The organism is Micromonospora sp. DT15, assembly GCF_049841475.1.
Lineage (GTDB): Bacteria > Actinomycetota > Actinomycetes > Mycobacteriales > Micromonosporaceae > Micromonospora.
Map to the genome: position 1 here is coordinate 62890 of NZ_JBNCKJ010000008.1, position 24895 is coordinate 87784.

Below are 24895 nucleotides of genomic sequence, written 5' to 3' on the forward strand. Positions count from 1 at the left end.
CTCAGGAGAGTGTCCGCTCATGGCGCAAACCTCGTGATCAACGGGGTGGAGTGGGGCCGGACGGGGAAAGGGTGGAGGCATGTTTGGAATGCGGAAGGCTTGGGAGCGCGAATTGGGCGCCGCCGTCGACGAGTTGGTGGCCGCTGAGACGCTCGCCTTTGGTGGGGTGGGGATCGCGGGCACCCTGTTGCCGGTGACCGAGGCGTACCACCGGGTCGAGGCCGCCCTCAGCGACCACCCCGATGAGGTACGCCGCCAGCTCGACCGGGTGCTGGTCGACGGCACACCCGCCGGCCGGGCGTACGCGGCCACGCTGCTGGAGCGGGTCGACCCGGAGACGGCCCGAGCGACGTGGACGTCGCTGCGGGACGATCCGAGCGAGTTGACCACCTTCGTCGGCTGCGTGATGGACCGGGAAACCCTCGGCACCTACGCCAGTCGGCGGCTCGCCGCAGCATGATCCATTCGCCGGTCGGCGCTGCCCGATCGGTTCTGCCGGTTGCTGACGACGCACCGTACGTTGCGAGCCATGAGCCCGCCCGTCACCGCGCCGCGTCCGCCCCGCCCGGCCACCGTGACCATCGCCTTCTGGCTGCAACTGGCCGTGGTGCTGGTGCTGCTCGGCCTGACCGCGCTGACGGTGGCCGAGGCGGTGCGCTTCGATGGCCAGATCGACCGCGCGGTACGACTGGTGCCGGACGCCGACCCGGACGAGGTGGCCGGCGAGCGGCAGGGCAACGTCGCGATGACGCTGATCCTCGGCGTGCCGGCGGTGTTGCTCGCGGTCTGGTTTGCGGCCACCGCCGTCCCGGTCTGGCGGGGCGCCAACGTCGCGCGGATCCTGGTCTTCGTGGCCAGTGGAGCGCAGTTGCTGGTCTGCTTCGGGCAGTGCTGCTCCGGAGGGTTTCTCGTGCCGCTGCTGACCATGCCGGAGATCGGCGACGAGCCGCCACCGGACTGGGACGAAGAGTGGGAGACCTCGACGTTCTACGACACGTTGTACGCCGGCACCGATCCCTGGGAAGACCTGCTCATCCCCGCGGCAGGGCTGGGTGTGCTCACCGTTCTGGTCCTCTCCGCAGCCGTGACCCTGCTGCTGGCGCTGCCGCCGGCGAACCGCTGGTTCGTGCCGCGTACCGCGAACGAGGCGCTTCCCGGGCCGGCCTGGATGATGCCCGTCCCCACTTACGCCCCGACCGGTTACGGATACCCGACAGCTCCGCTCGTGCCAGGCTTCCTGCCGCCGAACCAGCCGCTCCCACCCGGCTACCTGATCTGCCCCGACCCGGCCGCGCACCTGACGCCGGGAGCACCGGGCACCTCACCAGGGTCGACGGGACCGCCGGTGCCGCCTCCGGAGGACGCACCCGACCACAATCGTTAGCTGAGCTGTCGGCCACAGCACGGGTCTTCCGGGTGCCGACGGTTGTTACCGTCTGCGCCGACGTACCTGGGGAGGTGGTCGCGTGGACGCGCTGGTGACGTGCCTGGTGGCGGCTGTTGCCGTACTAGCGGTGGTCGTGGTCGTCGTGCGGGCCCGCCGACGGCCGACGGGCCGGCCTCCCGGCCAGCCGGCGGAGCCGCCGCACGGTGGCCCGCTCCGCCGGCTGGCTCCGGGTGACAGCGTGCGGATCCGCGACCGGGAGTACGCGGTGAGTGCCACGATCCGCCTGGTCGAGGGCGACTGGAGTTGGGTGCAGCACCTCCTCGACGACGACTCCGGCACCCGCCACCGGCTCTCCGTGGAGGACGGCCCCGAACTCGAGCTGGTCTTCTGGACCCCGGAGCCGGGCGCCACCGTCACTCCGGGCGCCCCGACCATCGAACTCGGCAGGCGGCGCTACACCTGGGCCGAGACCGGGCAGGCGCGTTACACCGCGACCGGAGAGACCGAGTTGCCGTCGACCGGGACGATGCGCTACCACGACTACCAGTCCGGTGGCACCGCGCGGCTGTCCTTCGAGGCGTACGGCGAAGAGGGCTGGCGGGTCGCCCGCGGTGACCTGCTCGACCCCGCCGACCTGACGATCCGCCCGCCCCGGGCCTGAGGCCCGCCGAGCCGGCCGGGCGGACGCGCCGGGCTTGTCACGGCATGCCGAACTGGCCGGTTGTCGATACGGTGTGGGCGCGATCTAGGGAAGGAGAATCGTGGTCGATTCCCAGAGCACGCCGGCCCGTCAGCGGCCATCCATTGTGTCGATTTCCAGTTACCTGCTCTTCCTGTTCCTGGCGCTCCAGGTAATCAGTCTGATCATCACGCTCAGCACCTTCAGCAAGACGCGGGACGCGCTCCGCGAGGCGTACGCGGGCAGCGCCACCGACGGTGACCAGGTGGCCGACGTCTTCGCCGTCATCGGCATCGGCGGGAGCATCGTCCTGCTGCTGCTCGCGGTCGTGCTGGGTGTGCTGGCCCTGTTCAACAACCAGGGCCGCAACGGCGCCCGGATCACCACCTGGATCGTCGGCGGCATCATGGTCTGCTGCGTGGGCGGTGGTCTGCTCAGCAACGCGGCCGGCGGTTTCAACACCGGTGGCGGGACCACCGGCGACGCGCCGAGCCCGGAGGAGATCCAGCGCCGCCTTGAGGAGGCTCTGCCCTCCTGGGTGACCCCGGTCAGCCTCCTGCTGGGTGTGCTCAGCCTGATCGCGCTGATCACGGCGCTGGTCCTGCTGGCGCTGCCGAAGGCGAACCCGTTCTTCCGCAAGCCCACCGCGGGCTGGGAGCCGCCCACCCCGGGCGCCAGCTACCCGGGCCACCCGCAGGCGCCGGGTCAGCCTGGTTACCCGCAGGCGCCGGGTCAGCCCGGTTACCCGCAGGCATCCGGTGAGCCGGGTTATCCGTCGAGTGGGGAGCCGAGCTACCCGCCGCCACCGGCCGCGGACCGCCCGGACGACACGCCGCCCACGGATCGGCCCGGGTCAACCCCGCCGCCGAGCAACTGACGGCTCAATAAGCACGACGCCGACGATCCCTCCGAGTAGGTTGCAACCCGACGCCTACCGGAGGGATTCGTCGTGTCGTACCCGGAATCGGCACCGGCCCGCCGGCCCGCCGCCGCCCTGTCGGCCGCGACGGTGCTGTTGTTGATGGCGGTCGCCGCGCTCGCGTACGCGGTGGTCTCCCTGGTGGTGCTGGGCGGGACGGTCGACGGGTTCCGCTCCGCCGCCCGCGACACCTCGGCGAGCACGGAGCAGATCGACGGCGTGGTGGCTCTGCTCCGCGCGTCGGCCGTGCTGACGGCGGTGGTGGCGGTGCTGTCCGCGCTGCTGCTCGCCGGCCTGGCCCTCGGTCTGCTGGCCGGTCGCAACGGCGTCCGGGTGGCGACCTGGGTGGTCAGCGGGCTCGGTCTGCTCGCCGCCTGTTGCAGTGTGGTGGTGGTCGTCGGCGAACGGGCCGCGCCACTGCGAATGGGCTCGGGCGACCAGTCCCTCGCCGAGTTGCTGGGCCTGGTCGGCGACGCGTACCCGTCCTGGTGGATCCCGCTCAATGCCGGGCTTTCCGTCGCACAGGCGCTCGGTTACCTTGTAGTAGCTACGCTGCTGGCGCTGCCGGCGGCGAACAGCTGGTTCGGCCGCCACCGCTCGACGGCGCCAACCGCACCGCCCATGTTCCCGCCCGCCCCGCCCCAGCCCCCGTCGGCGCCGCATACGCCCCCGTACCCGCCCAGGTGAGGACCACTCCGTGACGCTCGACCCCACGACTGCCGAGCGCCGAGCCCTGATCACCGGGGCCACCGCCGGCATCGGCGCGGCGTTCACGCGACGCCTTGCCGCCGACGGCTGGCACCTGGTGCTCGTTGCCCGCGACGCGGCGCGGCTGACTGAGCTGGCCACCGAGCTGGGGTCCACGTCCGGACGCGAGGTGGAGACGATCTCCGCGGATCTGTCCACCGACGACGGCTGCGCCATCGTGGAGCAGCGGCTCGCCGACGGCAGCCCGGTGCACCTGCTGGTCAACAATGCGGGGATCAGCCTGAACAAACCGTTCCTGCGCTCCACGGCGGAGGACGAGGCGCGACTGTTGCGACTCAACGTGCACGCGGTCATGCGGTTGACCCTGGCGGCGCTCCGACCGATGACCGAACGGCGAAATGGGGCAGTGATAAATGTCTCTTCGGTCGCCGGGTTCGGGACGGCGATGCCCGGATCCACATACTCCGCCAGCAAGGCGTGGGTCACCAACTTCAGTGAGTCCGTCGGCCAGTCAGCGCTGCCGTTCGGCGTTCAGGTGATGGCCCTCTGCCCCGGCTACACCCGCACAGAATTCCATCAGCGGGCCGGCATCAACATGTCCAAGACGCCGGAGTGGCTGTGGCTGCGGGCCGAGGATGTGGTGGACGAAGCCTTGCGTGACCTGCGCAAAGGCAAGATGGTCAGCATCCCGGCGTGGAAGTACAAGGTGGTCGTGGCAGGTATGCGACACGCGCCGCGGCGGCTGCTCCAGGCGGTCGCGCGGGACACCCGCGGCCGGATCGGTCGCGACGAGCGCTGAGCCTCGACCGGCCCGCCGACCCCGAGCGAGTGGTGGGACGGCGTTGGCGCGCCGCTGTCGGGCCAGTTGCTGAGCGTAGTCGAGCATCGCCACTCATCGGTTCCCCTCGGGGCTGATCAGGGTGGACCCCACACGCGGCGTTCAGAGTTGCGCAGTAACCTCTATCGCCATGGGGGACCACGACGACCTGCGTAAATTCATTACCGACCTGGCTGTGGTCCACGGCCGGGTCGTGCTCTCGTCGGGGCGCGAGGCAGACTGGTACGTGGATCTGCGGCGCGTCACGCTCCATCACCGGGCCGCTCCTCTGGTCGGCCGGGTGTTGCTCGACCTCACCGCCGACTGGGAGTTCGACGCCGTTGGGGGCCTCACCCTGGGCGCGGATCCAGTCGCGCTCTCGATGCTGCACGCCGCCGCTCCGACCGGCCGGGCCCTGGACGCCTTTGTGGTGCGCAAGGCGGGCAAGGCCCACGGTCTTCAGCGGCGGATCGAGGGACCGGAGGTGGCTGGCCGCCGTGTGTTGGCGGTGGAGGACACATCCACGACTGGCGGAAGTGTTTTGACAGCTGTCGAGGCTCTTCGCGAGGCCGGGGCGGAAGTCGTGGGTGTGGTGGTTATTGTTGATCGAGGCGCCGGCGACGCGGTGCGAGCCGCCGGATTGCCGTACCGGGCGGCCTATACGTTGGCTGACCTCGGCCTTGTGGCGTAAAAGTCTGCCGATTCGGATCTGCTGATATGCAGGCGGATCGATGCTGCTGGTGGAAGGATGGAATACGTGGGAACTGCGTTGGCCGAAATGACTATGCCTCAGATCTCGCCGCTAAACGGCGAGCCGATCGAACGTGCCGATGCCGAGCGTCTCGCCGGGGTCCTCAAGGCCCTTGCTGATCCTGCTCGGTTGCGGCTGCTCAGCCTGATCCAGTCGGCCCCCGAGGGCGAGGCGTGCGTCTGTGACCTGACCGCGCCGCTCGGCCTCTCTCAGCCGACGGTCAGTCACCACCTGCGCATCCTCACCGAGGCTGGCTTGTTGCAGCGGGAGAAGCGCGGTGTCTGGGCGTACTACAGCCTGGTCCCGAGTGCGATCGCGACGATCGCCGACCTGCTGACCCCGCCGCGTAAGCGGGCCACCAAGAAGGCCCGCTGACGTAGGCACCATGCCGTCCCGAGCCGGGGCGGCGTCCGGTGGCGAGCCAGGGGTGGCGCCACCGGTGGTTGACACCTGCTCGGCCCCGGTCGCACCACCGGAGGCCGGGTTCGACATGCCGACGGCCGACCCCCTCACCAGGGGGCCGGCCGTCGTCGTACCGCTCAACGGTCCTGACCGTGCTCCGGGCGGTGACGGCCGTCCTGGTGCTGGTCATGGTCGAACGCCTCGCGGGCCGCCTCCACAGCGCCCGCGGCACTGGCCGCCGCGACCACAGCGACCGCCTCGCCGCGCTTACGAGCCCGCCGGTCGCGCAGGAACTCGAAGAAGATCGGCAGCACCGAGATCACAATGATCAGGGCCACCACCGGCAGGATGTAGTGGTCGATCTTGTCGCCGATGGCCTGGTAGATCTGCTCGGCCAGCAGGTAGCCGATCAGCAGGATGCCGTCCACCCAGAGCACCGCGCCGACGATGTTCCAGAGCAGGAACTTCTTGGCCGGCATGCCGAGCGCGCCCGCGACCGGGTTGAGGAACGTCCGGACGATCGGAATGAAGCGCGCCAGCACGACGGCCTTCGCCGGGCCGAACTTCTCGAAGTAGTACTCGGCCTTCTCCACGTACTCCTTCTTGAAGAGCCGGGAGTTCGGCCGCTCGAACATCGGCCGGCCGTACCGCGCGCCGAGCCAGTGCCCCAGCTGTGCGCCGAGGATCGCGCAGATCGGCCCACCGATCAGCAGGCCGGCGAGGGAGAGGCGGGTGCCGTCACCGAAGATCGCGTCCGCCACCGGTGACGAGGCCACCCCGGCGAGGAACAGCAGCGAGTCACCCGGAAAGAAGAAGCCCACCAGCAGGCCGGTCTCGGCGAAGAGGATCACCCATACGCCGATCAGCCCGAAGGTCTGCAACAGATCCTTGGGATCGAGCGGGTTCAGGGCGACGCTCTCCACGAGAGCGCGGGTCTTCTCAGCTGTGTCCACGGCCACAAAGGGTACCGAAGCCCGGGGCCCCGGCCGCGCCGGACCGGCCCGTCACCACCCGCCCGCGCCCGTAGGGCCCAACGACGGTGCCCCGCCGACCGTGGTGGTCGACGGGGCACCGGTGGTGCGGGGTGGATCAGGCGACGAAGCGGGTCCGGCGGCGCTTGGCCACCAGGTAGCCGCCGACGCCCGCGGCGAGCAGCAGCGCGCCGAGGCCGGCGATCAGCCCGGTGGACTGACCGGTGATCGGCAGCGAGCCGCCATCACCGTCACCGTCATCGCCGCCGCCCTGGCCGCCGTCTCCGCCGCCGTTCACCAGGATCTGCGCGGTGTCGTTGGCCGGGTTCAGGTCCTTGATCTGCTTGTCTTCCTGCCCGGTGCTCAGCTTGACCTCACCGGTCTGGCCGCCGGCCTGGTCGATCCGCACCTGGAACTCGTAGTCGACCTTCTCGCCCTTCCTGACCGAGCCGAGCATGAAGCACTGGTAGACCCGCCCGCCGGGCTTGCCCGGCTCCCACCCGTCGTCCTCGGAGCTGAAGCAGTCCTCCGGAGCGCGGACGGCGGTGACGCCCTTCGGCAGCGTGACTGTGGTGCCGATCCAGGGCGACTCGCTGCCACCCGAGTTGACGGCCGCCGGCCCGTTGTTGACGTAGCCGACGGTGAGCGGGACGGTGGCGCCGACGTCGCCGGTCACCTTCGCGCCGCGCGCTGCCACATCGGCCCGCTGGTCGCCGGTCACCTGAAGGTCGACCCAGGTCGAGTTGTCCAACGGGTTGACGTCGGTCTGCCCGGAGCGCATGTTCATGACCGGCTCGAGCTTCAGCTCACCCTCGGTCCCGTTCGGCCCGATCTTGGCCGGGAGTTCGGCCTCGGACCTGTACTCGTCCCAGTCGGCAGGCGTGAACCAGATGGAGAACCCGCCGAAGCTGTTCGGCGCCCAGCTGTCGGCGGGCACCGTGAAGCCGAAGCTGTCGTCGAGGCGGAAGCTGGCGTTCTTGCCGATGGTCGCGTCGAAGCGGCAGGCGAATGCCCAGTCGTGCAGCGGGCCCTCGGTGTACTCGCAGTTCTCGTAGCGCTTCGACGGCTGAAGACCGTCCGCGCCGACGAAGAAGAGGACCGCGTCCTTCGCGGACGCCTCGCCCCGGTTCGTCACCTGGAACGGGGCCTTCAGCGTGGCACCGGGCGCGCCCTTGAGCTCCAGGAGCTCGTTGGTGGTGAGATCGACGCCCTCGCCGATCTCCACAGTCGAGCTGTAGGAGACGGATCCGGACTTGCCGTCCGACGTGACAGTGAAGTTCAGCTCGCCCTTCTGATCGGGCTTGGCGCCGGCCTTCGCGCGGACGACGAGGGAGACGAGGTTCAGGTACGAGCCGTCGTCGTCCTTGTCCTCTACCTCGCAGGTCAGGATCGCACCGGACTCGGTGCAGTTCTCCCCGCTGCTCTCGACGCTGGCGAAACCGTCGATCTTGCTCCGGTCCACCTTGATCGTGTAGTCGTCGGGCTGCCGCTCCGTGGTGAGCGAGAAGAGGGTTACCCACTTCTCGGTGCCTCCAGGCGCGACGATCACGTTGTTGGCGTACAGGTCGAGATTGTCTACCGCTGCGGCGGGGGCTGCCGGTGCGGCGACGGCCGGGCTGGCGGAGGCGGCGACGAACGCGCCTGCTACGCCCAGTCCGGCGAGCCAACGCCGGGTGGAGTGGGTGAGCATGAGGGGGTTCCTCCAGTTGGGGGATCAGGTGGAGCCTGCGGATCTTAAGGAATTGCTAAGGCTGACTGCAGCCCTCAAAGCCGCCCGCCGAGCAAGACGAACCAAAAGGTTGATCGGCGTCACCGCAATGTTCGGTCGGTCCGCTTCCGTCAAGTGAGGCAGGAGCCCCCGGGAGGCGCAGTGACGTACGAGGAGTTCGCGGACACGCGGCTGGCCCCGCTACTGCGGTACGCGGTGATGCTGACCGGCGAACCACACCAGGCCCAGGATCTGGTCCAGGAGACCATGGTCCGGGTCCAGCTCAACTGGCGTCGGGTCGCCCGAGCGGACTCGCCCGAGCGTTACGTACGCCGGATGCTCACCAACCAGTACGTCGACTGGCGGCGCGGCTCGTGGGTGCGCCGGGTGCTGCTGCGCGGGGAGCCCGACGCATCGGTGCCGGTGCCCACCGATCACGCCCAGTCCGCCGTGGACCGGGACCAGGTCTGGTCCTGGCTGTCCCGGCTGCCGCGTCGGCAGCGGGCCGCGCTGGTGCTGCGCTACTACGAGGACCTGCCCGACGTCGAGATCGCCGACATTCTCGGCTGTGCCGTCGGGACCGTCCGCTCGTCCATCTCCCGGGCCCTGGCCACGCTCCGGGCCGAGTACGTGAAGGCGTGAACATGATCGAGGATGACCTGCGTGCCGCGTTCGCCCGGCACGAACCGTTGACCCCGTCGACCGGCCCGCTGCGGGTCGCGATCGACCGGCTCGCCGCTGTCCGCCGTCGCCGCCGGCAGCGGTTCCAGGCCGCTGGCGTCACGCTGGCCCTGGTCGCCGCGCTCGGAGTCGGGGTGCCGCAGTTACGCCCCGATCGACCAGTTGCGGATCCGTTGATGTCCGGGCAACCGGCTGACGCGCGGTCCGGGGCGCTGAACGTCCTGTTGCTCGGGGTGGACGGCTTCGGCGAGCAACCGCCGTACCGGTTGGCGGATTCCGTCCTGCTGGTGCACATCCCTGCGGACCGGAGCCGGCCGTACCTCATCTCGTTGCCGCGCGACCTGGAGGTGTCGATCCCCGGTCGGGGGATCGACAAGCTCAACAGCGCGTTCTGGAGCGGTGCCGGCGAGCCCCGGCCCGACCTGGACGCCGGCTACGACCTGACCCGCCGGGTGGTCGCCGACCTGACCGGGGTACGCGTCGACGCCGGCGCGGTGCTGACCTTCGCCGGGCTGCGCCGGATCACCGACGCTGTCGACGGGGTGGAGGTCTGCCTACCGAAGGAGGTTCGTTCCTGGCACACCCGCCGGGTCTTTCCGGCCGGCTGTCAGCGGCTCGACGGAGCTTCCTCCGTGGACCTGCTGCGGCAACGGCGGTACCTGCCCGATGGTGCGTTGGACCGGGACCGTAACGCCCAGCGCTATGTCGCCGGGCTGGTCCGGCGGGCGGTCGCCCAGGACGTGCTGACCAGTCCGGTGCGGCTCACCGCACTGCTGTCGGCCCCCGGCACGGGTCTGGCGGTCGACGACGACGGCCTGCCACTGACCAGGCTGGTGGCCGTGCTGCCCAAGCTGAAGAGCGTCGACCCGGTGGGGCTCAGTCTCCCGGTGGGCCAGCCGGTGGATGACCGTACGCTGCTGCCGCTGGATCCGAAGCAGGGCCCGGCGTTCCTCGCCGCGCTGCGCGAGGATCGGTTGGCGCAGTGGGTGGCGCAGCACCCGGAGCAGGTCAACCCCGTCCGCTGACGGACGAGGACGTCAGGACGACGCCCCGCCAGCCCGGTACGGGTCGGCGGGGCGTCGGTCGGGTCGGGGTGGGTCAGGCGGTGAAGCGGCCGCCGTGGCGTCGGGCGAGCAGGTAGCAGCCCGCACCGGTGACGAGCAGCAGGGCGCCGATGCCGGCGATCACAGTGGTGGGGGTGCCGGTAATGGGCAGCGAACCGCCGCCACCACCGCCGCCATCACCGTCATCATCACCGTGGCCACCGCCGCTCTGGGCCGCGTTGACCACTATGGTCGCCTTGTCGTTGGCCGGTTTGATGTCGTCCTCGAAACTGTCGCCGGGGGGGCACTCGCACGGTGCGTTGACCCGCACCGCACCCCGGGCGTTGGCGATGACCTTGTCAATGCGTAACCGGAACTTCATGGTGTAGGCCTGCCCCGCCACCAGCAGCATCTCCGAGGCGCACTGGTACGTGCGAGTGCCCGGCCGCAACTGACAGGTGTCGGGGATCTCGACGGCGGTGGTGCCCGATGGCAACTCGACGACGGTATGGGTGGCGGCCTCGTAGTCCGCGTTCGTTCGGTCGAGCGTTGCCGGGCCGTTGTTCCGGAAGCCGACGGTGGCCGTGACGACGGCGCCGGCCGTCCCCTTGAGCGAGGCGCCGATCGCCGCGAGGTCAGTGCCGTTCGTGCCGGTGGCCTTGATGGTCCACCCGGTGTAGTCGTTGCCGGGGCCGACGTCGGTCTGGGCGGCCTGCCGCATCCTGCCGGGCGCCTCGGTCAGAGTCAGTTTCGGACCGCTGCCGGGGGTGGCCGTCCGGGCGCCGACGGCCGCCCGTACCCGGGTCAGGTCCTCGAAGTCGGCAACGGTCATGAATTGGGCGTAGCCGGACTGGTTGGTCGGCGCGTAGGTGTCAGTGGCGAGTTCGAGGTTCAGCGTGGTGGCCAGGCCGGTGCCCACCGGAATGTCCTCGTCGAACTGGCAGGAGACCAGGTGGTCGTCGGCGTAGCGGCAGTTGCTGAACCGGTCCTTGGCGCGGATCGAGTAGCTGAAATCGAAGACCGCGACGAATCCGCTGACGGCCTTGTCGCCGGCGTTCGCCACGACCAGCGGCACGGTCAGCTTTCCACCCGGCTTCGAGGAGAAGTCGGTGAACGGCCCGCCGGCCAGGTCGACCCCCTCGCCGACCCGTACGCGGGAGGTGTAGCTGCCGCGCCGGCCGCCGGCGGCCTCGTAGCTGACCGCGACGTCCCCAGAGTCACCGAGCTGCGCACCCTCGGTGAGGGCAATGCGAACCTGCTTTGCCGCGTTGCGGTAGATCCCGCTGCCCAGCGGCGGCATCTCGTAGAGGGTGACATCGGCGGGCTCCGTGCAGACGAGAACGCCCGGCTCCGGCGCGGTGCACTTCTGGCCTTCGGCGGGGGTCACGGTGATCTTGGAGGCCAGGGAGCGATAGTCGTACCGCACGGAGACGTCCTTGAGGACCGTCGGCTCGTCGGCGTACAGGAACAGGGCCCGGGTGGTCGGCGTCGCGCCGACGGCCAGGGTCGTGTCCTGGAAGTAGGGCTCGATTGTGGCCGCAGCGACGGCGGGGGTGGCGGAGGCGGCGATCAACGCGCCTGCGGCGCCGAGGCCGGTCAGCCAGCGGAGCGAGTGCTTGAACATGGGGGTCCTCCCGTGGGGGTACAGGTGGCGCTCGTCCAACCTAGGGACGCCCGGACCCCTCCGGTAACCCCTTCGGATCGACATTTGTCTAATGACCCGAACGGCTGAACACCCCTGTCGCAACGGGCAGCCGACCCGCGGCGGAATCAGCGGTAGTCGTCCTCGTCCCCGGTGACCACCCGGGCCTGCTCCATCGCGTCCCAGTCGTCGACCTCCAGGCCACGGTGCGGCTCACTGTCAACGTCGGTCGGGCCGGCGACAGTTGCCTGCTCGACCGCGTCCGCCGGGTCCGCCTCGGGGTCGCGTTCGTCGGGCGCGAGGTGGTCACCGGGGGTGAAGTCCTCGTCGGGCTGACCCATCGTCCCTCCCGGGGGTCTCGGGGCACGGTTCCCACCCACCGTACGGGCTGGGCCGGCGCGCCGCCCGGAAGCCGAGTAGGCGGAATCGGCCCTCGGCGACGCGACCCGATGCCAGGATGGTGCCGTGGGCTTCCTCATCAGACTGGCGATCACTGCGGTCGCGTTGTGGATTACCACGCTGATAGTGCCCGGGGTCGACGTGCATGGCCGCTCGGGTGGCAACACCGTCCTCACCCTGATCGTGGTGGCTCTGATCTTCGGCGTGATCAACGCGGTGCTCAAGCCGGTGATCCGGGTCGTCGGTTGTGTGTTCTACCTGCTGACCCTGGGCCTGTTCGCGCTGGTGGTCAACGCGTTGCTGTTCCTGCTCACCGACCGGATCGCCCGCGGGCTCGACCTGCCGTTCCAGGTGGACGGATTCTGGCCGGCGTTCTGGGGAGCCATCGTGATGACGGTGGTGACCTGGTTGATCAGCGTCATCGTGCCGGACAACCTGGACCGCCGGTGAACGACCAGCACCGGGTCGGTTGTTCCGGCGCACCTCACCTACGGGATACTTCCGGGCGGAGGACAGCGCGGTCCGGCGCACAAATGAAGAACAGCGGCCAGCACGGCCGAGAGTGGTAAGTAAGGAGCACATCACATGCCCATCGCTTCCCCCGAGGCTTACGCGGAGATGCTGGACCGCGCCAAGGCTGGCCGGTTCGCGTACCCCGCGATCAACGTGACCTCCTCCCAGACGCTGAACGCGGCGCTCAAGGGCTTCGCCGACGCGGAGAGCGACGGCATCATCCAGGTCTCCACCGGTGGCGCCGAATACCTCTCCGGTCCCTCGATCAAGGACATGGTCACCGGCGCGGTGGCGTTCGCCGCGTACGCGCACGAGGTCGCCAAGAAGTACTCGGTGAACATCGCCCTGCACACCGACCACTGCCCGAAGGACAAGCTGGACGGGTTCGTGCGTCCGCTGATGGGCATCTCGCAGGAGCGGGTGAAGCGCGGCGAGGAGCCGCTGTACCAGTCGCACATGTGGGACGGCTCGGCAGTGCCGGTCGCGGAGAACCTCGAGATCGCCGCGCAGCTGCTCGACGAGGCCGCCAAGGCCAAGATCGTCCTTGAGATCGAGGTCGGTGTCGTCGGTGGCGAGGAGGACGGCGTCGAGAACGCCATCAACGACAAGCTCTACACCACCACCGATGACGGCCTGGCCATGGTCGAGGCGCTCGGCCTCGGCGAGAAGGGCCGCTACATGGCGGCGCTGACCTTCGGCAACGTGCACGGCGTCTACAAGCCGGGCAACGTCAAGTTGCGTCCGGAGATCCTCAAGCAGATCCAGGACGCCGTCGGCGCCAAGTACGGCAAGGACAAGCCGCTCAGCCTGGTCTTCCACGGCGGCTCGGGCTCCCTGCTGAGCGAGATCCGCGAGGCTCTGGACTACGGCGTGGTGAAGATGAACATCGACACCGACACCCAGTACGCCTTCACCCGCCCCGTCGTGGACCACATGCTCCGCAACTACGACGGCGTGCTGAAGATCGACGGCGAGGTCGGCAACAAGAAGCAGTACGACCCGCGCGCCTGGGGCAAGGCCGCCGAGGCCGGTCTGGCCGCCCGGGTCGTCGAGGCCTGCGAGCACCTGCGCTCGACCGGCACCACGATGACCAAGTAACGACGTCCCGCCCGACGGCCGGCTCCCCGCACTGGGAGTCGGCCGTCGTCGTCAGGCCGTCAGGTCGTCAGCAGGCGTACGGCCTCGCGAACGTCGTCGGTGAGGTGGATCGTCGACGACAGGTCACCGAACGGGGACGCCGCCAGCAGCGGACGCAACAGCGCCTCCACCGGCAACTCCCCGGTCCAGTAGGCGCGGTCCAGGAAGATGTACGCCCCGCTGGCGCCGTCGGTGCCGTAGTAGGTCTTGGTGGCCGCCTGGAACACCTCCTGCACCGTGCCCGCCCGCCCCGGCGCGAAGACGATGCCGCCCCGGGCGAGGCGCAGGATGGTGTCCTCCCGGATCGCGTTCGAGAAGTACTTCGCGATCCGCCCGGCGAACAGGTTCGCCGGCTCGTGCCCGTACAGCCAGGTCGGAATGGCCAGACCACCCGCACGCGCCCAGCCCAGCTCGTCGCCACGTTGCCGGGGCACCCCCGCGTACCGCTGCCGGACCGTCAGCGCCGTGGCCGTGTACCGGTGGTGGTCGGTGAAGTCGGGGGCGGTGGCCAGCAGGTCGATCGCGGCCGTCACATCGGTCTCCGGCCGGTCCGCGAGGTAGGCGCCGAGGTTCGCGGCCTCCATCACACCCGGGCCGCCGCCGGTCACCACCAGCCGGTCGGCCCGCGCCAGCTCCCAACCCAGCACGGCCGCCATCCGGTACGCGGGACTGCCGCGCCGCACCGCGTGCCCGCCCATGATGCCCACCACCGACTGCGGCCCGAACGCGGTCAGCCAGACCCGGGTGGCGTCGGCCAGCGCGTTGTCCACGCCGTGATCGTGCAGCCGTTGACCCAGCGCCTCCTTGACGTCCGGCAACGCGCCGCCGTGCGCCCGGTAGTGGTCGTACACCCGGGTGTCGTACATCCCGGTGAACCCGCCCTCGGCGAACCCGGCGGCCAGGTCGTCCGGGGTGTAGAGGTGCGTCGGCTGGGTCGGGTACGGCAACCCGGAGAACGGCGGCACCACGTTCGCGCCCCGCCGGACCAGGTCGGCACCCACGTCCCGGGACGCGAACAGGCAACCGACGAAGAGGGTGCCGGCGACGTCGACGCCGGTCAGGTCGGGCACCGGCGCGAGGTCGAGCCGCAGGCCCTGAACGGTCAGCCCGGCCAGCCCACCGGTGGCCAGCTGCTGATCGAACTCGGCCCGGGTCTGGATCTCGCCGGCATGCAGGTGCGGCTCGATGACGTCCGCGGGAGGTGGGGTCGGCACCGGGCCATCCTGCCCCTCCGCCGGGGCCGGCCAAACCTCGGGCCGGGGATGGAACCGACAGGAGCCCGATGGTCGTGGCCACCGGGCTCCTGCATTACCGGTTCCTGGGGAGGCTCCGGACCATTATTTGTAGTGGAAAACACCAGGCAGCGGCATAGGCCGCAGGCGTGACCAACTCCTCAGCCGTTCAGCGGGACACGTCGGCCGACCCGCTCGCGTGTCGCCCTGTCCAGCGGGTTGAATGGGGCGATGCAGAACCTTTTGCCAGAGCCACCGGCCACCCGCCTGCCCGCGAACGTCGAGGCCGACGCCGCCCTGGCCGCCGCCGACGAGGCCGGCACCGATGAGGCGTACGCCAACGTGGCGGCCGGCTTCCCGACCTACAGCGCGGCCTGGGCGGAGCTCGCGGCGCGGGCGTTCGCGCAGGGCCAGGTGGTGACGGCGTACGCGTACGCCCGCACCGGCTACCACCGGGGCCTCGACCAGCTGCGCCGCAGTGGTTGGAAGGGGCACGGCCCGGTGCCGTGGTCACACGAGCCCAACCAGGGCTTCCTCCGCTGCCTCTACGTGCTGTCCCGTGCCGCCGACGAGATCGGCGAGGCCGACGAGGCGGCCCGCTGTGCCCAGTTCCTGCGCGACTGCGACCCGGAAGCGGCGGACGCGCTGGCGAGCAACTGACCCCTGCCCCGACGGCCGGCCCGAGACCGGGCCGGCCGTCGGCGGGTCACAGCCCTTCGGCGACCGCGGCGGCGATCTTCAGCCAGGCGTCCCGGGTGGCCGAGGAGAGCCCGCCGTACCGGATCGGCTCGCCGCTGTCGATGAGCCGCTCGTACGGGGCCAGCAGCACCGCCCGGGTGCGGGCCGCGAAGTGCTCCTGGATGGCCGGCAGGTCGATCTCCTTGCGGGACGGTGGCATCGACACCACCGTCACGGCCTGGCGCACCAGCCGTTGCCGGCCGCTCTGCTCCAGGTGGTCGAGCATCCGGGCGGCGGTCTCGGCGGAGTCGTTACGGGCCGACATGGTGACCACCAACTGGTCGGTGGCGTCCATCGACGCCTGCCAGTTCTGCGCCCGGACGTTGTTCCCGGTGTCCACGAAGATCAACTTGTAGAACCGGCTGACCACCTCTCGGATCTCGGCGAACGCGGCAGCCGTCAGCATCTCGCCACCGGTGGCCGACTCGTCCGAGGCCAGGACGTCGAACATCCCCTCGCCCTGCGAGCGGACGTACTGCGACAGGTCCCCGACCCGCCCGTGCGCACCCTGGAACTGCCCGAGGTCACGCAGCATGTCCCGCACCGTGCGGGAGTGGAAGTCCTGTTGGGCGCGCATCCCGAGCGTGCCCTGGGTCTCGTTGTTGTCCCAGGCCAGCACGTAGCCGCCGCGCTTCTGACCGAACGTCATCGCGAGCAGCAGGATGGCCACCGTCTTACCGGCGCCGCCCTTCGGGTTGACGACGGTCACCTGCCGCAGACCGCCGAAGTTGCGGCGCACCATCTCGATGTCCCGCTTGAGCTCCTGCTCGTGCCGCCCCGGAGAGAGTCGGAGCAGGCCCATCTTGTTGACCACCGCGCGTACACCCATGGTCGCCACCGGATCGGCGGGTCGAACCTGGCGGCGTCGGGCGAAATCCTCGGCGGTCGGTGCGGCTGTGGTGTCCGGTGTCCAGCTCGCGTCCGGGTACGCGGTCGCGTCCGGGTACGCGGGGGCCGGGACACGGGTCACCCCGTCGGCCTCCTGGTACGGCTGCCCGGGCGTGCCGCCAGGCGAGCCCTGCTGCCAGGGCGGTGGGTGCCAGCCCGGCGAGGGTGGGAACGGCCCGGGCGGTGGGGTCGCCGGCCCAGCCTGCCCAGGAGCGTGCTGCGGTGCGGCAAGGCCGTGCGGTGGGTTGCTGAACTGCGTCACGTCGGGCGGTGGCGGAATCTGCGCCGGGCCGACCTGGCCGGGGATGAACGGCTGCCCTGGGTGTGCCTGCGTGGGACCGGCGTGCGGAACGACCGGAGGCGGAGGCGGAACCGGAGGTGTCGCGCCGGCCTCGTCCGGGGCGGGCGCGGTTGTTCCAGCCGGGCGTTGCGGCGGGTACGCCCACGGCGACTCGGCAATCGGCCGCGCCGGCCCGTCAGGGGACCCGTCCGCACCGGCCCCGCCGGCCTGTTGCGCCGGGCCGGGCTGTGGCGCCGGCCCACCAGCCTGCGGCGCGGTCCCGTCGGGCTGCGGTGTCGGCCCGGCAGTCTGTGGTGCCGGCCCGCCAGCCTGGGGCATGGGCACACCAGGCTGTGGTGCCGACCTGGCCGCCGCGAAGGCTGCGGCCGAGGGGTCTGCCGGCGCGGGGCCGGCGGCCGTCGGGCTGTCGGCGGCACGCGGGCTGTCGGTGGCGTTCGGGCTGGCAGCGGACGCGGTGGCCGCCGGAATGGGCGACTCGGTGGCGGCGGCCGAGGTGGAGCGGTCGGCGGGTGCCGATGCGGCGGGGCGGTCGGCTGCGGTCGGGTGATCCAGGGTGAACGGCAGGTTCAGGTCGACGCCGCCCGGGGTGACCGGCACGGCGGTGGTGCTCGGTGTCGCGGCGGCAGCCGGGACGCCGGGGCCGGCTGGCCCGCCGTTGCCCCCGGAGCCGGTTGTCGGCGGCGTCGGCCGGGCAGCGGTCGCTGGCGGAGCGGCCGGTGGTGACGCAGCGGCCGGGTCCGCCGGCGGCGGCCAACTCGGCTGCGCCGGCGCCCAACCAGACCCGACACCGGACGGGCCGCTGGCCCCCCACCCCCCAGGCGCCGGTACGGCGCCGGAGAGCGACGGGTAGTCCGACGGCGAGGGCGGCGACTGGGCCGCAGCGCCGGGCTGGCCGGGAACCGGCGGTCGCCCGATCGGCGGCGCGGCCACCGGTGGCGTGACCGGATGTGTGACCGGCGACGGCCCACCCCGCTGCTCGGCGACAGCAGCCCACGGCGGCACCGCGCCCCGGTCGCCCGGATCCGGCGGCCAGAGTGGTTCGACGTCCCGCTCCGGCACCGGCTGCTGGCCGGGCACCTGCGCCCGGTCGGCGTTCTCGTCCATTACGGCCCTCCCCAGTCCTCCTGCGAGGATAGGCCCAATCGCCCAACAGGGCCGATCGGCTCAGGCAGGTCGGGCGGTCGCGGCCGAGGTCAGATCGACCAGACCGCCCAGGCGCCCGGCTCGACCCACCAGGAACGCTTACGGGTCAGCTCGCTCTCGACGCCATCGTCGAGGTACGGCACCCTGCCCTCCCTGGGCAGCACCGACACCGCCCGCCCACGGGCCCGCCGAACTTCGAGGCGTACCCGCTTGCGCCCCCACGCCGAGCGGACGACCACCGGCACGGCCACCGCGACCTCGACCTGGCCGTCGGCCGGGTCCGGTGCGGTCAGCAGCGTCACGTCGTTGAGCGTCGCGTACCCGCCGGCGTTCCCCACCGCGCAGGCCAGCAGCGGTTCGGAACCGTCGGTGAGGATGGTGTCGTCGACCTCCACCCGGGCGCGCCAGTGCAGCGGCCGGCCGGCGTCGTCGGCTGCGCCGAGGAGCGCGCCGTCCAGGGTCACCGAGCCACCGTCGTTGCGGAGCAGATCCAACCGGCGCGGCGTGCCGTCCAGCACCGCAGCGGCCACCGCCGCCGGGTCACGGGGCAGCCCGAGCTGCGCGGCCAGGTCCCGATGGGTGCCGCCACGGGCCGGGTCGAGCGGGAGTACGGCCACCGGCGGCAGGTCGGGCAGGGTCCGGTTGCCGGGCAGGTCCGCCGGGCGCTTGCTCGGCGCCGGGGCGTACCGCTTGACCAGCCGGCGCAGCACGGCGCGCAACTGCCCGTCGCTCGCCGTGGCGATGACCAGCCGGGTCTTGCTGTCCGCGTCCGGCCAGGTGAGGCCGTCCGGGCGGGCTGGGCCGTCGAACCGGGCCAGCACCGCGTCGATCTCGGCGTCGGAGCGGGCGGTGACCGTCTCCACCCGGGCGCCCCGGGCGTTCAACGCGTCGGCGCACGCCAGTACGGGCACCCGTGGCCGCTCCGTCGCGCACTGCCCGGTGTCGGTCTGGTCGCTGTCGGCCTGGTCGGCGTTCACCTGGCCGGTGTCGGTCTGGTCGCTGCCGGTGGCGGCCTGGTCGGCGTTCACCTGGCCGGTGTCGGTCTGGCCGCTGCCGGTGGCGGCCTGGCTCGTCGGGCCGGTGTCGGCCCCGGTCGCGCCGCCGCAGCAGGCCCCGCCGCTGCCGCAGCCCCCGGGAGCGTCCCGCTCCGAACCAAGGGTGAGCAGCACCACGTCGTACACGGAAGGAGCCTCCTGCTGCCTCTCGACGCGACCCCTGCCGGCCACGCCGTCACTACTTGTTAACCTGACACCCCGGGCTCGCCGAGCGGTCGCCACCTGGCACCCGAGCCTTCTGGAGGCGGAAAAGATGCCAGCGATCGTGCTCATCGGCGCTCAGTGGGGCGACGAGGGCAAGGGCAAGGTTACCGACCTGCTGGGTGAGCGGGTCGACTACGTCGTGCGCTACTCCGGCGGCAACAACGCCGGGCACACGGTGATCACCCCGGACGGCCAGAAGTACGCGCTGCACCTGATGCCGTCCGGCGCGCTCTCACCGAACGCGATGATCGTCATCGGCAACGGTGTGGTGGTCGACCCGAAGGTGCTGCTCGCCGAGATCGACGGCCTGGCGGAGCGCGGCGTCGACGTGTCCCGCCTGCGGATCTCCGGTGACGCTCACCTGATCATGCCGCACCACCGGGCGCTGGACCGGGTCATCGAGCGCTACCTCGGCTCGTCCCGGATCGGCACCACCGGCCGCGGCATCGGCCCGGCGTACGGCGACAAGGTCGCCCGGATCGGTATCCGCCTCCAGGACCTGCTCGACCCGGGCATCCTGCGCAAGAAGCTGGAACTCGCGCTGCGCGAGAAGAACCAGATCCTCTTCAAGGTCTACAACCGCAAGGCGATCGACGTCGACGCGACAGTCGAGGAGTACCTGGCGTACGCGGAGCGGCTCAAGCCGTACATCGCGGAGACCCGGGCGATGCTCTGGGACGCCCTGGACCGGGGCGAGACGGTGCTGCTGGAAGGCGCCCAGGCCACCATGCTCGACATGGACCACGGCACCTACCCCTTCGTGACCTCGTCCAACCCGACCGCCGGTGGCGCCTGCGTGGGCGCGGGCATCCCGCCGACCGCGATCAACAAGGTCATCGCGGTGAGCAAGGCGTACACCACCCGGGTGGGTGCCGGGCCGTTCCCGACCGAGCTGTTCGACGCCAACGGCGACCACCTGCGCAAGATCGGCGCTGAGTACGGCACCACCACCGGGCGGGAGCGCCGGTGCGGCTGGTTCGACGCGGTCGTCGCCCGGTACGCCTGCCGCCTCAACGGCGTCACCGACCTGGTCATCACCAAGCTGGACGTGCTCACCGGCCTGCCCAAGGTGCCGATCTGCGTCGGCTACGAGATCAATGGCGTCCGGGTCGACGACATGCCGATGAGCCAGACGGACTTCCACCACGCAAAGCCCGTCTTCGAGGAACTCGATGGCTGGTGGGAGGACATCACCAAGGCACGCACCATCGACGACCTCCCGGAGAACGCCCGCCGCTACATCGCGAGGGTCGAAGAACTCTGCAACACGAGGGTGAGCGTCGTAGGCGTAGGCCCAGGCCGAGAAGAAAACGTAGTCCTCCACCCCCTCCTCCCCTAACCCCACCCTCACCTTCGTGTTGATCATGAAGTTATTGCCATCGCCGTCGGCGTGTCGAGGCAATAACTTCATGATCAACCAGTTCTGAGAGCCTGGTTATCCACAGGGGTGGAGGGGTTGTCCACAGGGGGATGTTTCGGGTTTCGGGTTGGGCCAGGGTGGCCGGGTGGATGCCTTGGATGTGGTGCGGCAGGTTGCGGCCGTGCGGGACGGAGTTGTAACGCTCAGGCAGGCACGTGCGGCTGGCCTGACGACGCATGAGGTGCAGCGGCTTTGTCGGGCTGGACGCTGGCGGGTCGTGGCGCGTGGCGCCTACCTGGTGGACGCTGACCGGTACGACGGCGTTCCTCGAGCGGCGCGGATCAGAGCTGCGGTGGCCTCCTTCGGGCCAGCCGCAGCCGCTGTGCTCGCAACGGCTGCGGAGCTGCACGGGCTGGCCGGTCTGCGGGCCACCGACGTGATCGACCTGTCGGTGCCAGGCCCGATCGCCAGGCCGGCCCGGCTTGCCCACCCGGAGGTGGTGGTCCATCAGTTGGTCATTCAGCCCGACCAACTTGTCCGGGTGAACGGAATCACCGCCACGGAACCGCTGCGGACCCTTGCCGACGTGAGCCTTCGGGTTGATCGTCTTTCGGCGGTGAGTGTGCTGGATTCGGCACTGAATCGTCGGCTCGTAACCACCGATGATCTGCTCGCCATTCCGCGCCTCGTTCGAGGACGACGCGGTGCGGTCGTGGCGCGTGGCTACCTCAGCGAGGTCGATGGGCGTGCGCAGTCCCCGTTGGAGACGCGGACCCGGCTGCGCTGCGTGGACGGGAAAGTGCCACCGGACGCACTCCAACTTGAGGTACGCGATGAGGACGGCTACCTGTTGGGGATCGGGGATCTCGGCTGGCGTGGCCCTCGCGTCATCGCCGAGGCCGACGGTCGCGGCCCTCACGGTGCCCCGGAAGCCGCCTACGCCGACCGCCGTCGCCAGAACCGCCTCGTCAACGCCGGCTGGACCGTCCTCCGATTCACCTGGCAGAACACCCTCCACCCCACCTACATCCCCCACACGGTCCGCCAGGCAATCGCCGCTGCCCGACACCGTCGATCATGAAGTTGTTGCCACGACACGCCGCGGCGGAGGGCAATAACTTCATGATCAACGGTGGGGTAAGGGGGGACAGTAGGATCTCGGGCGTGCGGGTTCTCTTGGTGGGTGGTGGCGGGCGCGAGCACGCGCTTGCGCTCGGGTTGGTGGCGGATTCGCAGGTTTCTGCGGTTGTCGCGGCGCCGGGTAATCCGGGGATCGCGAGCGTGGCTGAGCTGCGGGCCGTCAATGCCACAGATCCGGCCGCGGTGGCCGCGTTGGCCGTGGATGTGGCGGCTGACCTGGTGGTGGTCGGGCCCGAGGCTCCACTGGTCGCCGGGGTCGCCGATGCGGTACGCGCCAAGGGCATCGCCGTGTTCGGTCCATCCGGTGCGGCCGCGCAACTGGAGGGCTCCAAGGCGTTCGCCAAGGACGTGATGACCGCTGCCGGCGTGCCGACCGCCCGCGCGTACGTCTGCGCGGACGAGGAGAGCACCGCCCGGGCGCTTGACGAGTTCGGCGCGCCGTACGTGGTGAAGGACGACGGGCTGGCCGCCGGCAAGGGCGTGGTGGTGACCGACGACCGGGCCGCCGCGTTGGCGCACGCCAACGAGTGCGGACGTGTCGTGGTCGAGGAGTTCCTCGACGGCCCGGAGGTCAGCCTCTTCGTGGTCACCGACGGCGAGGCGGCGCTGCCGTTGGTGCCGGCACAGGACTTCAAGCGGCTCGGCGACGGCGACACCGGGCCGAACACCGGTGGCATGGGGGCGTACGCGCCGCTGGCCTGGGCGCCGTCCGGTCTGGTCGACGACGTGATGCGCGATGTGGTCCACCCGACGCTCGCGGAGATGCGTCGCCGGGGCACCCCGTTCTCCGGCCTGCTGTACGTGGGGCTCGCGATCACCGCCGCCGGCCCTCGGGTGATCGAGTTCAATGCGCGCTTCGGCGACCCGGAGACCCAGGTGGTGCTCGCGCTGCTGGAGACTCCGCTGGGCGGGCTGCTGCACGCGGCGGCCACCGGCTCGTTGGCTGAGCACCCGCCGCTGCGGTGGCGGGACGGCAGCGCCGTGACGGTGGTGCTCGCCTCGGCGGGTTATCCGGCAGCGCCGCGTACCGGCGACGTGATCACCGGCGCGGACCGACCGGGCATCATCCACGCGGGCACCGCCCGCCGGGCCAGCGACGGCGCGTTGCTCTCCGCCGGCGGCCGGGTCCTCTGCGGTACGGCCACCGGCGCCGATCTGGCAGCCGCGCGGGACGCCGCGTACGCGCTGGTGGACGGCGTGGAGCTGGCCGGGTCGCAGCACCGCACCGACATCGCCACCGCCGCGATCGAGGATCGGATCACGATTCCCGGCTGAACTCGGGCAACCCCCGGCAGTGACATCCGGGCAACCGTCGGCAGCGCCGCCGTCAGCCGTAGTAGCGGCGCAGCTCTCGGGTGAGCACCTTGCCGGTGGCGTTGCGGGGTAGGTACTTCACGAGGATCACGTCCCGGGGGACGCTGAACCGGGCGAGGAAGTGCCGGACGTACTCGCGGACCGCCTCGGGGTCGAGGGTCTCGCCGGGGTGCAGGGCGAGGAACGCGGAGAGGCGCTGGCCGTACTCGGGGTCGGGCACGCCGATCACTGCCGCCTCGCGGACCTGTGGCAGTTGCGCGAGCAGGTCCTCCACCTCGGACGGGAAGACGTTCTCGCCGCCAGAGACGATCATGTCGTCGGCCCGGCCGTCGACGAAGAGCAGCCCGTCGGCGTTGAGCCGGCCGAGGTCGCCGGTGTCGAGCAGCCCGTCGTGGGTTTCCCGGCTGGCACCTGAGGTGTAGCCCTCGAAGAGCATCTCGTTGCCGACGAAGATCCGCCCGACCCGTCCGTCCGGTACGGGTTGGCCGTCGTCGTCGAGCAGTTCCAGTCGGGTGCCGTGCGGGGGACGACCAGCGGTGGTGGGTGCCTGACGCAGGTCCTGCGGGCCGGCGATGGAGGCCCAGGAGACCTCGGTGGACCCGTAGAGGTTGTAGAGGACGTCTCCGTAGACGTCCATGAACTTCGGGGCCAGTCCGCCGGGCAGGGCGGAGCCGCTGACTGCGACGACAGTGAGCTGGGGGCGCGGGTCCGGCGGGGGCACCTCCAGCAGCCGTTGCACCATCACCGGTACGGCGAAGAGCGCGTCGCAGCGGTGCGTGGTCAGGGCGGCGAGCGTGGCGGACGGGTCGAAGCGGCGGTGCAGCACGATGGTGGCCCGTAGTGCCAGGCAGACCTGGAGGGCGGCGAATCCCCAGGTGTGGAAGATCGGTGCGGCGATCATCACCCGGTTCCGGGCGTGCAGGGGGATGCGGTCGATGATGGACACCAGTGGGCCGAAGCCGCTGGGTGTCGGCCGCCGGGCGCCCTTGGGTGTGCCGGTGGTGCCGGAGGTGAGGACGATGATCCGGCCGTCGCGCTCGGGTGGTTGCAGGTCACCGGGCAGTGCCCCGGCCACGAGTTCCTCGCGGGCGCGTTCGTCTAGCCGGTGCAGCTCGGCGGGGAGGCCGAGGACCCGATCGGCGAACTCGTCGTCGTGCACGAGGAGCCGCAGTCGCTGCTCCTCGGCGACGGTGCCCAGCTGGGCGGCGCTGAGCCCGGTGTTGACCAGTACCGCGTCGACGCCGAGCAGGGTGGCGGCGACGATCGTCTCGATCAGTCCGCCGTGGTTGCGGCAGAGCACGCCGATCCGGTCGCCGGCCTGTACGCCGAGCCCGGCCCGCATCGAGCGGGCCATCCGTTCGGCCCGGTCGAGCAGGTCGTGGTAGGTCAGCTCGACGCCGTCCTCGTCGATGACGGCGGGCCGGCCCGGGTCCCGGGCGGCTGCCTGGCGTAGCTCGCCTGCCAGGCTCCACCCCCACGTGCGCAACGCGTTGAGCTGCGACGCGACCCGGATCGGGCTGCCGGGGGTGAGCAGCCCGCGACGGGTCAGCGTGGTGACGACGAACGGCAGGTCCATGCCGCAGACCTCCTCGGGGTGGTGCGCGGACGGGCGTCGGCCCGCCCCTCCATCAGGGCTTCTTTCCTTGATCATGCACTGGGCGCGGCTGAGGGCCCAGTTCGCGTCGGCGTGGGGTGACAAAGACGGCACAGATCGTGGAGTCCGGGCCGCCGTCGGCCCGCCCCTCGAGGAAGGGCTGGGCCGG

24 protein-coding genes are annotated in these 24895 nt (G+C 70.9%); 16 read left to right on the forward strand and 8 right to left on the reverse strand.

The window, feature by feature from the left end; genetic code table 11:
• Positions 1–79: 79 nt before the first annotated feature.
• The 8 genes from ACLQ3F_RS18750 (at position 80) to ACLQ3F_RS18785 (ending at position 5636) form a co-directional block, all read left to right on the forward strand.
• Positions 80–460, forward strand: a complete 381-nt coding sequence (locus tag ACLQ3F_RS18750; RefSeq protein WP_425850404.1) for a hypothetical protein — start codon at positions 80–82, stop codon at positions 458–460.
• Positions 461–529: 69 nt separating this feature from the next.
• Positions 530–1384 (forward strand): hypothetical protein, encoded by an 855-nt coding sequence (locus ACLQ3F_RS18755; RefSeq protein ID WP_425850406.1) that lies wholly within the window; start codon positions 530–532, stop codon positions 1382–1384.
• Between the two features lie 82 nt (positions 1385–1466).
• Positions 1467–2048, forward strand: a complete 582-nt coding sequence (locus ACLQ3F_RS18760) for a DUF4178 domain-containing protein (RefSeq protein ID WP_425850408.1) — start codon at positions 1467–1469, stop codon at positions 2046–2048.
• A gap of 100 nt (positions 2049–2148) precedes the next feature.
• Entirely contained in the window at positions 2149–2943 is a 795-nt protein-coding gene (locus ACLQ3F_RS18765; protein WP_355004676.1) for a hypothetical protein, read from the forward strand.
• Between the two features lie 72 nt (positions 2944–3015).
• Positions 3016–3672 carry a hypothetical protein gene (locus ACLQ3F_RS18770; protein WP_425850411.1) on the forward strand — a complete coding sequence of 219 codons (657 nt, stop codon included), beginning with the start codon at positions 3016–3018 and terminating at the stop codon, positions 3670–3672.
• A 10-nt stretch (positions 3673–3682) separates the two neighbouring features.
• Entirely contained in the window at positions 3683–4492 is an 810-nt protein-coding gene (locus tag ACLQ3F_RS18775; RefSeq protein ID WP_357198264.1) for an SDR family NAD(P)-dependent oxidoreductase, read from the forward strand.
• Between the two features lie 169 nt (positions 4493–4661).
• Positions 4662–5201 carry an orotate phosphoribosyltransferase gene (gene pyrE / locus ACLQ3F_RS18780; protein WP_112586136.1) on the forward strand — a complete coding sequence of 180 codons (540 nt, stop codon included), beginning with the start codon at positions 4662–4664 and terminating at the stop codon, positions 5199–5201.
• Positions 5202–5258: 57 nt separating this feature from the next.
• A complete protein-coding gene (locus ACLQ3F_RS18785; RefSeq protein WP_030332125.1) occupies positions 5259–5636 on the forward strand; it encodes an ArsR/SmtB family transcription factor in 378 nt (125 codons plus the stop codon).
• Between the two features lie 164 nt (positions 5637–5800).
• Here the strand turns inward: ACLQ3F_RS18785 and ACLQ3F_RS18790 are convergent, their stop codons facing one another.
• Positions 5801–6622, reverse strand: coding sequence for a DedA family protein (locus ACLQ3F_RS18790; protein ID WP_355004680.1), 822 nt, complete (start codon positions 6620–6622; stop codon positions 5801–5803).
• Between the two features lie 130 nt (positions 6623–6752).
• Positions 6753–8324, reverse strand: a complete 1572-nt coding sequence (locus tag ACLQ3F_RS18795; RefSeq protein WP_425850412.1) for an LPXTG cell wall anchor domain-containing protein — start codon at positions 8322–8324, stop codon at positions 6753–6755.
• Between the two features lie 180 nt (positions 8325–8504).
• Here ACLQ3F_RS18795 and ACLQ3F_RS18800 point away from each other — a divergent pair, with 180 nt between their 5' ends.
• Both ACLQ3F_RS18800 and ACLQ3F_RS18805 read left to right on the forward strand, forming a co-directional pair.
• Positions 8505–8984, forward strand: coding sequence for a SigE family RNA polymerase sigma factor (locus tag ACLQ3F_RS18800; RefSeq protein WP_425850415.1), 480 nt, complete (start codon positions 8505–8507; stop codon positions 8982–8984).
• 2 nt (positions 8985–8986) lie between these two features.
• Positions 8987–10048, forward strand: a complete 1062-nt coding sequence (locus ACLQ3F_RS18805; RefSeq protein WP_425850416.1) for an LCP family protein — start codon at positions 8987–8989, stop codon at positions 10046–10048.
• Positions 10049–10121: 73 nt separating this feature from the next.
• Here ACLQ3F_RS18805 and ACLQ3F_RS18810 read toward each other — a convergent pair whose 3' ends face one another.
• Entirely contained in the window at positions 10122–11690 is a 1569-nt protein-coding gene (locus tag ACLQ3F_RS18810; RefSeq protein ID WP_425850419.1) for an LPXTG cell wall anchor domain-containing protein, read from the reverse strand.
• Positions 11691–11836: 146 nt separating this feature from the next.
• Complete coding sequence (locus ACLQ3F_RS18815; protein WP_425850422.1) at positions 11837–12049, reverse strand: hypothetical protein; 213 nt, start codon at positions 12047–12049, stop codon at positions 11837–11839.
• Between the two features lie 124 nt (positions 12050–12173).
• On the opposite strand from ACLQ3F_RS18815, the gene ACLQ3F_RS18820 reads away from it, so the two are divergent.
• Together ACLQ3F_RS18820 and fbaA are read left to right on the forward strand one after the other, a co-directional pair.
• Entirely contained in the window at positions 12174–12557 is a 384-nt protein-coding gene (locus ACLQ3F_RS18820) for a phage holin family protein (protein ID WP_030491363.1), read from the forward strand.
• 135 nt (positions 12558–12692) lie between these two features.
• Complete coding sequence (gene fbaA, locus ACLQ3F_RS18825; protein ID WP_355004685.1) at positions 12693–13718, forward strand: class II fructose-bisphosphate aldolase; 1026 nt, start codon at positions 12693–12695, stop codon at positions 13716–13718.
• A 59-nt stretch (positions 13719–13777) separates the two neighbouring features.
• Here the strand turns inward: fbaA and ACLQ3F_RS18830 are convergent, their stop codons facing one another.
• Positions 13778–14971, reverse strand: a complete 1194-nt coding sequence (locus ACLQ3F_RS18830; RefSeq protein WP_355004686.1) for an LOG family protein — start codon at positions 14969–14971, stop codon at positions 13778–13780.
• A 249-nt stretch (positions 14972–15220) separates the two neighbouring features.
• Here ACLQ3F_RS18830 and ACLQ3F_RS18835 point away from each other — a divergent pair, with 249 nt between their 5' ends.
• Positions 15221–15649, forward strand: a complete 429-nt coding sequence (locus ACLQ3F_RS18835; protein WP_355004687.1) for a DUF3151 domain-containing protein — start codon at positions 15221–15223, stop codon at positions 15647–15649.
• A gap of 46 nt (positions 15650–15695) precedes the next feature.
• Here the strand turns inward: ACLQ3F_RS18835 and ACLQ3F_RS18840 are convergent, their stop codons facing one another.
• Positions 15696–18020, reverse strand: a complete 2325-nt coding sequence (locus tag ACLQ3F_RS18840; RefSeq protein ID WP_425850426.1) for a chromosome partitioning protein — start codon at positions 18018–18020, stop codon at positions 15696–15698.
• An 89-nt stretch (positions 18021–18109) separates the two neighbouring features.
• Entirely contained in the window at positions 18110–19240 is a 1131-nt protein-coding gene (locus ACLQ3F_RS18845; protein WP_425850428.1) for a diacylglycerol kinase family protein, read from the reverse strand.
• Between the two features lie 127 nt (positions 19241–19367).
• Between ACLQ3F_RS18845 and ACLQ3F_RS18850 the strand changes: the two genes are divergently transcribed.
• From ACLQ3F_RS18850 to purD, 3 genes are all read left to right on the forward strand, one after another.
• The gene (locus ACLQ3F_RS18850) at positions 19368–20657 is read left to right on the forward strand and encodes an adenylosuccinate synthase (protein WP_355004689.1); all 1290 of its coding nucleotides are present in this window, start codon (positions 19368–19370) and stop codon (positions 20655–20657) included.
• A gap of 166 nt (positions 20658–20823) precedes the next feature.
• Entirely contained in the window at positions 20824–21759 is a 936-nt protein-coding gene (locus tag ACLQ3F_RS18855; protein ID WP_425850432.1) for a type IV toxin-antitoxin system AbiEi family antitoxin domain-containing protein, read from the forward strand.
• Between the two features lie 83 nt (positions 21760–21842).
• The gene (purD, locus tag ACLQ3F_RS18860; RefSeq protein ID WP_425850433.1) at positions 21843–23093 is read left to right on the forward strand and encodes a phosphoribosylamine--glycine ligase; all 1251 of its coding nucleotides are present in this window, start codon (positions 21843–21845) and stop codon (positions 23091–23093) included.
• A 52-nt stretch (positions 23094–23145) separates the two neighbouring features.
• Here the strand turns inward: purD and ACLQ3F_RS18865 are convergent, their stop codons facing one another.
• Positions 23146–24708, reverse strand: coding sequence for an AMP-binding protein (locus tag ACLQ3F_RS18865; protein WP_425850435.1), 1563 nt, complete (start codon positions 24706–24708; stop codon positions 23146–23148).
• Positions 24709–24895 lie beyond the last annotated feature (187 nt).